Origin of the sequence: Streptomyces sp. DSM 15324 (genome assembly GCF_001514285.1) — a bacterium.
Taxonomy (GTDB): Bacteria; Actinomycetota; Actinomycetes; order Streptomycetales; family Streptomycetaceae; genus Streptomyces.
The window spans coordinates 1-11,463 of record NZ_KQ949036.1; the positions used below are offsets into that span (position 1 = coordinate 1).

The 11,463-nt window shown below is 69.6% G+C and carries 9 protein-coding genes, 2 pseudogenes and 1 riboswitch; of the genes and pseudogenes, 8 read left to right on the plus strand and 3 right to left on the minus strand.

Annotated features, from left to right (window positions below; all coding sequences use genetic code 11):
* The 3 genes and pseudogenes from AQJ58_RS41855 to gcvT all read right to left on the minus strand — a co-directional run.
* Window positions 1-138 (minus strand): annotated as a pseudogene (locus AQJ58_RS41855) (serine hydroxymethyltransferase); the annotation flags it as partial.
* A 14-nt stretch (window positions 139-152) separates the two neighbouring features.
* Entirely contained in the window at window positions 153-530 is a 378-nt protein-coding gene (gcvH, locus tag AQJ58_RS33965; protein WP_067257171.1) for a glycine cleavage system protein GcvH, read from the minus strand.
* A gap of 109 nt (window positions 531-639) precedes the next feature.
* Window positions 640-1,758 (minus strand): glycine cleavage system aminomethyltransferase GcvT, encoded by a 1,119-nt coding sequence (gene gcvT / locus AQJ58_RS33970; protein WP_067257174.1) that lies wholly within the window; start codon window positions 1,756-1,758, stop codon window positions 640-642.
* A gap of 161 nt (window positions 1,759-1,919) precedes the next feature.
* Window positions 1,920-2,020: riboswitch (glycine riboswitch) on the minus strand.
* 186 nt (window positions 2,021-2,206) lie between these two features.
* Here gcvT and AQJ58_RS33975 point away from each other — a divergent pair.
* From AQJ58_RS33975 to AQJ58_RS34010, 8 genes and pseudogenes are all read left to right on the plus strand, one after another.
* The gene (locus AQJ58_RS33975; RefSeq protein WP_067257684.1) at window positions 2,207-2,878 is read left to right on the plus strand and encodes an AAA family ATPase; all 672 of its coding nucleotides are present in this window, start codon (window positions 2,207-2,209) and stop codon (window positions 2,876-2,878) included.
* A gap of 90 nt (window positions 2,879-2,968) precedes the next feature.
* Complete coding sequence (locus tag AQJ58_RS33980) at window positions 2,969-3,769, plus strand: enhanced serine sensitivity protein SseB (protein WP_067257177.1); 801 nt, start codon at window positions 2,969-2,971, stop codon at window positions 3,767-3,769.
* A 156-nt stretch (window positions 3,770-3,925) separates the two neighbouring features.
* The gene (locus AQJ58_RS33985) at window positions 3,926-4,720 is read left to right on the plus strand and encodes an enhanced serine sensitivity protein SseB C-terminal domain-containing protein (protein WP_067257180.1); all 795 of its coding nucleotides are present in this window, start codon (window positions 3,926-3,928) and stop codon (window positions 4,718-4,720) included.
* 321 nt (window positions 4,721-5,041) lie between these two features.
* Window positions 5,042-6,049 carry an ABC transporter permease gene (locus tag AQJ58_RS33990; RefSeq protein WP_067257182.1) on the plus strand — a complete coding sequence of 336 codons (1,008 nt, stop codon included), beginning with the start codon at window positions 5,042-5,044 and terminating at the stop codon, window positions 6,047-6,049.
* Window positions 6,050-6,170: 121 nt separating this feature from the next.
* Complete coding sequence (locus AQJ58_RS33995; RefSeq protein ID WP_067257185.1) at window positions 6,171-7,973, plus strand: ABC transporter substrate-binding protein; 1,803 nt, start codon at window positions 6,171-6,173, stop codon at window positions 7,971-7,973.
* 108 nt (window positions 7,974-8,081) lie between these two features.
* Window positions 8,082-9,080 (plus strand): ABC transporter permease, encoded by a 999-nt coding sequence (locus AQJ58_RS34000; RefSeq protein ID WP_067257188.1) that lies wholly within the window; start codon window positions 8,082-8,084, stop codon window positions 9,078-9,080.
* The gene (locus AQJ58_RS34005; protein WP_067257191.1) at window positions 9,077-10,174 is read left to right on the plus strand and encodes an ABC transporter ATP-binding protein; all 1,098 of its coding nucleotides are present in this window, start codon (window positions 9,077-9,079) and stop codon (window positions 10,172-10,174) included. Before AQJ58_RS34000 ends, AQJ58_RS34005 begins: the two co-directional genes overlap by 4 nt.
* Window positions 10,175-10,188: 14 nt before the next feature.
* Window positions 10,189-11,340: pseudogene (locus AQJ58_RS34010) on the plus strand (ABC transporter ATP-binding protein); the annotation flags it as partial.
* Window positions 11,341-11,463 lie beyond the last annotated feature (123 nt).

Here is an 11,463-nt window from a genome sequence, read left to right on the forward strand (position 1 = left end):
TGCCTCCATGACCGCGAGCGGAGCGAAGTTCTCCGACGCGATCATCTCGAGCGTGGACTGCTGACGGTGCAGCTCGGCGTCGACCGCGGCCGCGATCTCCGGGTCGAGCTCGTGCAGGGGGGTGTTCAGAACAGTCATCTGGACGGTCATCCTCAGCCGGCGGTGTAGGCGGTGTACTCGTCGGCGGACAGCAGCTCCTCCTGCTCACCCGCGACGCGTACCTTGAACAGCCACCCGCCCTCGAAGGGGGCGGAGTTCACCAGCGACGGGTCGTCGACGACGTCCTGGTTGACCTCGACGATCTCGCCGTCGACCGGCGAGTACAGCTCGCTGACCGACTTGGTCGACTCCAGCTCACCGCAGGACTCGCCCGCGGTCACCGTGGCCCCGACCTCCGGGAGCTGCACGAAGACGACATCGCCGAGCGCGTTGGCCGCGTGCTCGGTGATGCCCACCGTCGAGACGCCGTCCTCGGCGGCCGACAGCCACTCGTGCTCCTTGCTGTAGCGCAGCTGCTGGGGGTTGCTCATGGCCTGAATTCTCCTGTACGCGAGGGGGTGCTGATGAATGGGGGACCGCTCAGAGCGGGCGTGAGCTGCGCGCATGTGCGCAGGGTCACGTGCCGGGCGGGGTCGGTGGTTACTTCTGGCGCTTGTAGAAGGGCAGGGCCACGACCTCGTACGGCTCGTGGCTGCCCCGGATGTCCACACCGACGCCCTCGGTGCCGGGCGCGGCGTGCGCGGCGTCGACGTAGGCCATCGCGATGGGCTTGCCCAGGGTGGGGGAGGGGGCGCCGGAGGTGACCTCGCCGATCACCTCGCCGCCGGAGACGACGGGGTACCCGGCGCGCGGGATCCGCCGGCCCTCGGCGACCAGGCCGACCAGGACCCGCGGAGGGGCCGACGCCGCACGTTCGGCCGCCGCCTCCAGGGCCGTACGCCCCACGAAGTCGCCCTCCTTCGCGAACTTCACGACCCGGCCGAGTCCGGCGTCGAACGGCGTCAGCGACGTGCTCAGCTCATGCCCGTACAGCGGCATGCCCGCCTCCAGGCGCAGGGTGTCCCGGCAGGACAGACCGCAGGGGACCAGCCCGACGTCCCGGCCGGCCTCGGTCAGCGCCTGCCACAGCCCGACCGCGTGCTCCGGCCGCACGAACAGCTCGAAGCCGTCCTCGCCGGTGTACCCGGTGCGCGCGATCAGCGCGGGGACCCCGGCGACGGTGCCGGGCAGGCCCGCGTAGTACTTCAGGCCGTCGAGGTCGGCGTCGGTGAGCGACTTCAGGATGCCCGGCGACTCCGGTCCCTGGACGGCGATCAGCGCGTAGGCGTCCCGGTCGTCGCGCACCTCGGCGTCGAACCCGGCGGACCGCTCCACCAGCGCGTCCAGCACCACCTGGGCGTTGGAGGCGTTGGCGACGACCAGGTACTCGGTCCCGGCGAGCCGGTACACGATCAGGTCGTCGAGGATGCCGCCGTCCTCCCGGCAGATCATGGTGTAGCGGGCGCGGCCCACGCCGACGGAGGCGATGTCGCCCACCAGCGCGTGGTTCAGCAACTCGGCGGCCTGCGGCCCGGTCACCGCGATCTCGCCCATGTGCGAGAGGTCGAAGAGTCCGGCCCTGGTCCGCACGGCCAGGTGCTCGTCGCGCTCGGAGCCGTAGCGCAGCGGCATGTCCCAGCCGGCGAAGTCGGTCATGGTCGCGCCGAGCGAACGGTGCAGGGCATCGAGCGCGGTACGACGGGGTGGGTTACTGCTCATCGGACGGTCGTCTCCCAAGGCATGACGGGCGAGGTCGTTCCTGCCCGTTCCTCCCCATCTGTCATCGGAACCTGAGAGGTTCGCCATGACCCGCGGACGGGGGCACGGCTTGCACCTTGGGTGGGACCACCGGAACACGGCGGCCCGCTTTTCAGATGTGCCTCGCCCGCGCGGTAACGGGGCCTGAGAGATTCAAGGGAGGGACTTGCTCCTTCGGCGCCCCGGTGAGCACAGCTGCCGGGGACTCTCCCGCGCGGATTCAAACGGCCGGTATGCAGTTGGCGCGCACATCATTGCACGCCCGCACCCGATCGCGGCAGGCCGCATCTGTAACCGGCTTGTTGCTGTACGCGCACGAAATGAGGAGACCTCGCGCATTACCTTCTCTTTACGCTCGATGGGGAGGAGGGACTTACCCGAACCCCAGGGGAGGACGATCACGGTGGACATGACCACGGCGAGGACCACGGCACTCGCGACCACCTCGGCGCTCACGCTGCCCGCACAGCCCACGGGCCGGGCCCGGGAGGCCTGCGGCCCGCGGACCGTCCCCGTCGTCCGCGATCTGCGCGAGCGCGCCGGCCACAGCCCGCACGGACTGCTCTTCGGCCCCCGCGACCTGGTCGTCGTCACCGGACTCCCCGGCAGCGGCAAGTCCACGCTGATGCGGCGCGCCGTGCGGGGCGCGGCGATCGACTCCCAGGACACCCGCGACCGCTGGGACGCCCGCGCCCCCCTCCTGCCCTACGCCGTGTACCGCCCGCTGGTCCGCCTCGCCCACTTCGCCGGACTGCGCCGCGCCCTGCGCTCCGGCGAGGGCGTCGTCGTGCACGACTGCGGGACCCAGACCTGGGTGCGCGACTGGCTGGCCCGGGAGGCCCGCCGCCGCGGCGGCACCCTGCACCTGCTTCTCCTCGACGTCACCCCGGACACCGCGATCGAGGGCCAGCGCGAGCGCGGCCGCGGTGTCTCGCGGTACGCCTTCCTGCGGCACCGCAGAGCCGCCGCCCGCCTGGTCCGCGCCGTGGAGCGGGGCCGGCTGCCCGCCGGGGTCGGCTCGGCGGTGCTGCTCGACCGGGACTCGGCGGACGCCCTGCAGCGGATCGGGTTCGCCGCATGAGCGCCCCGGACCGTCCGCGGACGGGGGAAAGTCCCCTCGTACCCGCTAGCCTTTCAGCCACGACAGCGGTTCCCAGCAGGCGGTAGGCAGATGGACTTCCCCCCGGCCGACTTCCCGGTCTCCCCGGGCTTCCCGGCGCAGGCGCACCCCCATCCGCACGGCGGATGGCCCGGCAACGAACTGGAGGAGGTGCTCTCCGTCTCCCTCGGCGTGCCCGGCGCGGGTGCGCGGATCGTGGAGGTGCTCGGGCGCAGCTTCCTCTGGGTGCCCCTGCCCAACGGCGGCGGCCCGCACAGCGGCCCCCTCGACCTGCCCACACTGGAGCTGGAGGGCCAGGTCTACGTGCCGGTGTTCAGCTCCGAGGAGCAGTTCCACCAGGCCGCCGGTTCGCACATGTCGTACACGATCGCCCCGGCGGTCGAGTTCGCCCGCGGACTGCCCCCGCAGGCCGGGCTGCTCATCAACCCGGACGGCACGGTCGGCGTCCCGCTGCCCCCGGCGGCCGTGGCAGAGCTGTGCCGCGGCGGCCGCACGGTGCTGGACGGACCCGCGAGCGGCGGCCGGGTCCGCCTCTTCGAGCCCGACTGGCAGGAGGACCCGATGGAGTTCCTCGCGAAGGCGTCCGCCGAGTTCGAGGCCACCGGCGTGGTCCTCACGGCCCGCCGCTGCCTCGCCGCCGTCGAGACGGCCGACCCGGTCATGTTCGTGGGCGTCGAACTCGCCCACCTGGACCCCGAGGTCCGCGAGGTCCCGCTGGACGCCCTGGGGCGCGCGATGGGCGCGGCCCCGGTGACATGGCCGGTCAACCTGATCCTCCTGGACGTGGCCCAGGACCCGGTGGCCGACTGGATGCGCGAGCGCATACGGCCGTTCTACACGCGGGGCCACTGAGCCGACCGGCGCGGGGCCGTACCGGTGCACGGCTTTGCCGCGGGCCGCGAGGAGCGACCACGCGCCCGTACTCGCCCACGCACCACGGGCCCGGGGGCGGCGGGCGCTTAAGCTGTTCACAGACGCGGGGAAACAAAGAAGAAGGGGCGGTAAACGGTGAGCGCCAGCGGCATCGCGACCGGACAGGTCGAGCACATGCTGCGCCAGGTCACGCCCGGGCGCTACGACGCCTACGAGGCCCTCCTGCGCGCGCTCGCGACCCCCGCCTCCGGCCAGGTGTGGATGCTCCTGTGGCACGGCCAGGCCGGCTCCCCGGACGCCCAGTACGGGAACATGGAGGTCGACGGCCACGGCTACGCCCCCTGTGTCACCTCCGCCCAGGAGCTCTCGGCGAGCGGCTGGAACCGCGGCTACGAGGTGGTCGACGTGGTCGACGTGGCCCGCACCCTCTACCCCGACCACTACGGCCTCTGGCTGAACCCGCACGCGCCGGGCGGCGGCGTCGGCCTCCCCTGGCTGGACCTGCGCCGGATCGCCACCGGACTGGACCGCCAGCCCGCCGGCCCCCTGCGGCTGTCCGAACCCGGCATCGAGATCCCCCAGTTCTACGCCCTCCTCGCGCAGAACGCCCACCGCACCCCCGCGGTCCGCGCGCTGCGCCGCGCCTGGGTGCAGCCGGCGCTGGGCGCCCCCTACCTGGCCATCGGGCTCGACGTGTACGACACCTCCCCGCCGGCCGTGGACGCCGTACGGGCGATGATGCAGCAGTCGATCGGGGCCGTACCGGACGGGCTGCCGGTGTCGACGGTCGCCATGACCGACGAGCACGACCCGGTGGTGATGTGGATGCGAGCCGGGGCACGCCCGTTCTACGACCGTGAGGCCCACGTTCCGGCCGCCCCCGCGCAGGCTCCCGCGGGCGGTTACGGCTACCCGCCCGCCCGGTACTGAGAAGTGTGGTGAACCCTGTGTGTTCCTGTGGACGGACGGCCGTTGATCTTCGCGCGTAGATGGCGGCGATTCACCCCGCTTATGTCCGGTGTGACCCACTAAGTCGACGTCCGGCCCCCGTTACCCAGCGTCCGGATAACGGAACCTCCATGGTCGCATCACGTTTACGCATCCTTTCGCCGCCAACTCTGGCTACAGATCGCCAAAGCGTTGAAGACTCCCGGTCCAGGGGACTTCGTCCCTGTGTACGACGGACTGAATGTGCCGCTACAAGCGGCAAGTGCGCGCCGGTCACCGCCGGTTGAGAGGGGTCCCTGCCAGATGACGGCACCATTGCACGAGCCGACCGCGGAAGCGGCCCCGAGCGCGGCTGAAGAAGCGGCGGTCGCCACCGGCGGCGCCAAGGCCGTACAGGGCCGTTCCCTGGGGCGGATCGCCTGGGAGCGCCTGAAGCGGGACAAACTCGCCCTGACCGGTGGCATCGTGGTGCTTCTGCTCGTCGTGGTCTCGCTGCTCGCCCCGGTCATCACCGGCCTGCTCGACCAGGACCCGAACGAGTATCACGAGAACCTCATCGACCCGCTGTTCGGCACCCCGACCGGGTCCCTCGGCGGCATCAGCGGCGAGCACCTGCTCGGCGTCGAGCCGGTCAACGGCCGTGACATCTTCGCCCGCATCCTCTTCGGCGCCCGGATCTCGCTCCTGGTCGGCTTCGCCTCCGCGGTCGTCGCCGTCGTCCTCGGCACGGTCCTCGGCATCCTCGCCGGCTTCTTCGGCGGCTGGATCGACTCCGTCATCAGCCGTGTGATGGACGGTCTGCTCGCCTTCCCCCAACTGCTGTTCATCATCGCGCTGGTCTCCGTCATGCCCAACGACCTGCTGGGCCTGACCGGTTCCAGCGTGCGTGTGTTCGTGATGATCCTGGTCATCGGATTCTTCGGCTGGCCGTACATCGGACGTGTGGTCCGCGGTCAGACACTCTCCCTGCGCGAGCGCGAGTACGTCGAGGCGGCCCGGTCCCTGGGCGCCGGGCGGCTGTACATCCTGTTCAAGGAGCTGCTGCCCAACCTCGTCGCGCCCATCGTCGTCTACACGACGATGATGATCCCCACCAACATCCTCACCGAGGCGGCCCTGAGCTTCCTGGGCGTCGGCGTCAAGCCGCCCACCGCCTCCTGGGGACAGATGCTCTCGAGCGCGATCGACTACTACGAGTCGGACCCCATGTACATGGTGGTCCCGGGTGTGGCGATCTTCATCACCGTGCTGGCCTTCAACCTCTTCGGCGACGGCGTCCGGGACGCGCTGGACCCGAAGGCGTCCCGCTGAACCGCACATCCCCCCGAACCGCCGCAGTACAGCTCGCAGCACAGCCCGCACGACTGCCGCACCCCCAAACGTCCCGTGGCACCGACACGGGGTCTCTCATCAATCCGGAGGATCCGAGATCGTGACTACCCAACGCACCTCAGGGCGGCGGAAGCAGGCGTTTGCCGCTGCCGCCGCGGTCGCCGCGCTGCTGACCACGGCGGCGTGCGGCGGTGGCGGAAGCGACGACAGCGGCAAGGGTTCGAGCACCGGTGCCGCCGGCTTCGACGCCGCGAACAACAAGGTCGCCCAGGCCTCCCTGGCCAAGAAGGGCGGCACGCTGAAGTTCGGTGGCGCCCAGGACGCCGACTCGTGGGACACCACGCGCGGTTACTACGGCTTCATGTGGAACTTCGCGCGCTACTACAGCCGTCAGCTGGTCACGGGCAAGACGGAGCCGGGCAAGGCGGGCGCCACCCTCACCCCGGACCTGGCCACCGGCCTGGCCAAGGTCACGGACGGCGGCAAGACCTACACGTACACCCTGCGTGACGGCGTCACGTGGGAGGACGGCAAGCCGATCACGTCCAAGGACGTGAAGTACGGCATCGAGCGCGTGTGGGCCCAGGACGTGCTGTCCGGCGGTCCCGTGTACCTGAAGGACGTCCTCGACCCCAAGGGCGCGTACAAGGGCCCCTACAAGGACACCTCCAAGGACAAGCTCGGTCTGAAGGCGATCGACACGCCGGACGACAAGACCATCGTCTTCCACCTGCCCGAGGCCAACTCGGACTTCGAGGAGATCCTGGGCCTGGTCTCGGCGTCCCCGGTCCGCCAGGACATGGACACCAAGTCCAAGTACGGTCTCCACCCGTTCTCCTCCGGCCCGTACAAGTTCGCCTCGTACAGCCCGGGCAAGGAACTGACGCTGGTCCGCAACGACAAGTGGAACCAGGCCTCGGACCCGATCCGCAAGGCCAACCCGGACAAGATCACCGTCACGTTCTTCTCGGACGCCAACCAGCTCGACCAGCGTCTGCTCAACGGTGACCTCGACCTGGACATCAACCAGACCGGCATGTCCCCGCAGGGCCGCACCACCGCCCTGAAGGAGCACAAGGCCAACCTGGACAACCCGGTCTCCGGCTACATCCGTTACGCGGTCTTCCCGCAGAGCGTGAAGCCGTTCGACAACATCGAGTGCCGCAAGGCCGTCATCTACGGCGCCGACCACGTGTCGCTGCAGACCGCGCGCGGTGGCCCGGTGGCCGGTGGCGACATCGGCACCAACATGCTCCCGCCGTCCGTCCCGGGCGCCGAGGGCCAGAAGTACGACCCGTACGAGATCGCCGGTGCCAACAAGAGCGGCAACGAGGCCAAGGCCAAGGAGGCCCTGAAGGCCTGCGGTCAGCCGAACGGCTTCAAGACCACCATCGCGGTCCGCAACAACAAGCCGGTCGAGGTGGCCACCGCCCAGTCGCTCCAGGCGTCGCTGAAGAAGATCGGCATCGACGCGCAGATCGACCAGTACGACGGTTCGCAGACCACCGGCATCATCGGCAGCCCCGCCAACGTGGCGAAGAAGGGCTACGGCATCATCATCATGGGCTGGGGTCCGGACTTCCCGACCGTCCAGGGCTTCGGTCTGCCCCTGTGGGACAGCAAGTACATCCTCGACAGCGGTAACTCCAACTACGCGCTGATCAAGGACAAGACGATCGACGGTCTCTTCGACTCCTACGTCACCACGCTCGACAACGCGGGCAAGGAGAAGATCGCCACGGAGATCAACCACAAGGTCATGGAGGGCGCGTACTACCTGCCCTTCGTCTTCGAGAAGTTCATCAACTGGCGCTCGGACAACCTCGCGAACGTCTACACGACCGACAACTACAGCGGTATGTACGACTTCGTGAACCTCGGTCTGAAGAACCCCAAGAAGTAACCCGGCCACCCGCCGAACGGCACGAAAGGCAGGTGAAGGCCGGCGCGGCGTGATCGCGGGCCACCGGACGACCTCCGGTGGCCCGCGGTCCGCGGCGGGCCGAGAGCTGTGCTCGCTTACCTCATCAGGCGGCTGTTCGCCGCCGCAGTGATGCTCGTGGTCATCATCATGGTGGTCTTCGGCATCTTCTTCCTCGTCCCCAAGTGGGCGGGCGTGGACATCGCCACGAGCTTCGTGGGCAAGCAGGCCGACCCGGCCGCCGTCGAGGGCGTGCGGCAGAAGCTGGGCCTGGACACCCCGATCTACGCGCAGGTCTGGGAGTTCTTCAAGGGCATCTTCGTCGGCCGGACCTACTCGGGCGGCGGGGACACCATTCACTGCGCCGCGCCGTGCTTCGGCTACTCCTTCCGCAGCGAGCAGGCCGTCTGGCCGGTGCTCACCGACCGCTTCCCGGTGACCCTGGGGCTGGCGCTCGGTGCCGCCGTCCTGTGGCTGGTCTTCGGTGTCGCCGCGGGTGTGCTCTCCGCGCTCAAGCGGGGCACCCTGTGGGACCGCGGCGCGATGGTCGTCGCCCTCGCGGGCGTCTCCCTGCCCATCTACTTCACCGGCATGCTGAGCCTCGCGATCTTCGCGTTCGGGCTGCACTGGATCGACGCCCAGTACGTGCCGCTGGAGGACAGCTTCACCGGCTGGCTCGGCGCCATGATCCTGCCCTGGATCACCCTCGCGTTCCTGTACGCGGCGATGTACGCCCGGATCACCCGCGCCACCATGCTGGAGATCCTCGGTGAGGACTACATCCGCACCGCCCGCGCGAAGGGTCTCAAGGAGCAGACCGTCATCGGCAAGCACGCCATGCGCTCGACGATGACCCCGATCCTCACCATGCTCGGCATGGACCTCGGCGCCCTCATCGGCGGCGCGATCCTCACCGAGTCCACGTTCAACCTGCCCGGTCTCGGCCGGGCCGTGCTCGATGCCATCCGCAACCAGGACCTGCCCATCATCGTGGGCGTCACCCTGATCACCTCGCTGGCGGTCCTCTTCGCCAACCTGGTGGTGGACATCCTGTACGCCGTGATCGACCCCCGAGTGAGGCTCACGTGACCGAACTCAGCAAGAGCGCAGCGGCCGTGAACGAGCCCACCTCGGCCTCCCCGGCCCCCTCCGCCTTCCTCGAAGTACGCGACCTGAAGGTGCACTTCCCCACCGACGACGGCCTGGTCAAGTCCGTCGACGGGCTCAGCTTCCAGCTGGAGAAGGGCAAGACCCTCGGGATCGTCGGCGAGTCCGGTTCCGGCAAGTCCGTGACCTCGCTCGGGATCATGGGCCTGCACACCGCCGGCCAGTACGGCAAGCGCAAGGCGCAGATCTCCGGGGAGATCTGGCTCAACGGCACCGAACTGCTCGGCGCCGACCCGGACCACGTCCGCAAGCTGCGCGGCCGCGAGATGGCGATGATCTTCCAGGATCCGCTGTCCGCGCTCCACCCGTACTACACGATCGGCCAGCAGATCGTGGAGGCGTACCGGATCCACCACGACGTCGACAAGAAGACCGCGCGCCGTCGTGCGATCGAGATGCTCGACCGGGTCGGCATCCCGCAGCCCGACAAGCGCGTCGACAACTACCCGCACGAGTTCTCCGGCGGTATGCGCCAGCGCGCGATGATCGCGATGTCGCTGGTCAACAACCCCGAGCTGCTCATCGCGGACGAGCCGACGACCGCCCTGGACGTGACCGTCCAGGCGCAGATCCTGGACCTCATCCGGGACCTGCAGAAGGAGTTCGGCTCCGCGGTCATCGTCATCACCCACGACCTGGGCGTCGTCGCGGAACTCGCCGACGACCTGCTGGTGATGTACGGCGGCCGCTGCGTCGAGCGCGGACCGGCCGAAGAGGTGTTCTACCAGCCCCGCCACCCCTACACCTGGGGTCTGCTGGGCTCGATGCCGCGGCTGGACCGCGACCAGCAGGAGCGCCTGATCCCGGTCAAGGGCTCCCCGCCCTCCCTGATCAACGTCCCGTCCGGCTGCGCCTTCAACCCGCGCTGCCCGTACGCGGACCTCCCGAAGGACAACGTCACCCGCACCGTCCGGCCCGAGCTCGCCGAGGTCGGCAGCCGGCACTGGGCGGCCTGCCACCTGGGCAAGGAGCAGCGGGAGCGGATCTGGACCGAAGAGATTGCGCCGAAGCTGTGAGTGACGAGAAAGCGGTGAAGATTCCCGCGCAGGCCGGCGAGAGCCGTCGTACCGACGGCGAGGTGCTGCTGAAGGTCACCGGGCTGCAGAAGCACTTCCCGATCAAGAAGGGCCTGCTCCAGAGGCAGGTCGGGGCGGTGCACGCGGTCGACGGCCTGGACTTCGAGGTCCGCTCCGGCGAAACCCTCGGTGTGGTCGGCGAGTCCGGCTGCGGCAAGTCGACGATGGGCCGGCTGATCACCCGGCTCCTCGAACCGACCGGCGGCAAGGTCGAGTTCGAGGGCAAGGACATCACACACCTCGGCGTGGGCGGGATGCGTCCGCTGCGCCGCGACGTGCAGATGATCTTCCAGGACCCGTACTCCTCGCTGAACCCGCGCCACACCATCGGCACGATCGTCGGCGCTCCCTTCAAGCTCCAGGGCGTGACGCCCGAGGGCGGCATCAAGAAGGAAGTGCAGCGGCTGCTGTCGGTCGTGGGTCTCAACCCCGAGCACTACAACCGGTACCCGCACGAGTTCTCCGGCGGCCAGCGCCAGCGCATCGGCATCGCGCGGGCGCTCGCCCTGAACCCGAAGCTGGTCGTAGCCGACGAGCCGGTGTCCGCGCTGGACGTCTCCATCCAGGCGCAGGTGGTGAACCTGCTGGACGACCTCCAGCAGGAGCTGGGCCTCACGTACGTGATCATCGCGCACGACCTGTCGGTCGTCCGGCACGTCTCGGACCGGATCGCGGTGATGTACCTCGGCAAGATCGTGGAGCTGGCCGACCGCGACCTGCTCTACAAGACGCCGATGCACCCGTACACCAAGGCGCTGATGTCGGCGGTGCCGATCCCGGACCCCCGGCGCAGGAACGCCAAGAGCGAGCGGATCCTGCTCAAGGGCGACGTGCCCTCGCCGATCTCGCCGCCGAGCGGCTGCCGCTTCCACACGCGGTGCTGGAAGGCGACGCAGATCTGCAAGACCACCGAGCCGCCGCTGCTGGAGCTGCGCCCCGGTCAGCAGGTCGCCTGCCACCACCCGGAGAACTTCGCCGACCAGGCGCCGCAGGACACCGTTCTGCTGACGGTCGCGAAGGAGGCGGCGGAGCTGGTGGCCGACGAGGTTCTCGCCGAGTCGGCGGAGACCTCGGCAGCGGTGGCGGCGGAGGTGGCCGAGGCCGCGGCGACCGAGGCTGCTGAGGTTTCTAAGGCGGCTGAGGCTGCTGAGGCCCCCGAGGCTGGCAAGGCGGATGAGGCTGCTGAGGCGCCCGACGGTGCCGCTGAGGCGGCTGAGATCGCCGAGTCT

Bases quoted from the DNA above. Each gene is read 5' to 3' on its own strand.
- gcvH (WP_067257171.1), bottom strand. From the start codon at position 530: ATGAGCAACCCCCAGCAGCTGCGCTACAGCAAGGAGCACGAGTGGCTG.
- AQJ58_RS33980 (WP_067257177.1), top strand. From the start codon at position 2,969: ATGGACTTCCCCCCGGCCGACTTCCCGGTCTCCCCGGGCTTCCCGGCG.
- AQJ58_RS33975 (WP_067257684.1), top strand. From the start codon at position 2,207: ATGACCACGGCGAGGACCACGGCACTCGCGACCACCTCGGCGCTCACG.
- gcvT (WP_067257174.1), bottom strand. From the start codon at position 1,758: ATGAGCAGTAACCCACCCCGTCGTACCGCGCTCGATGCCCTGCACCGT.
- AQJ58_RS33990 (WP_067257182.1), top strand. From the start codon at position 5,042: ATGACGGCACCATTGCACGAGCCGACCGCGGAAGCGGCCCCGAGCGCG.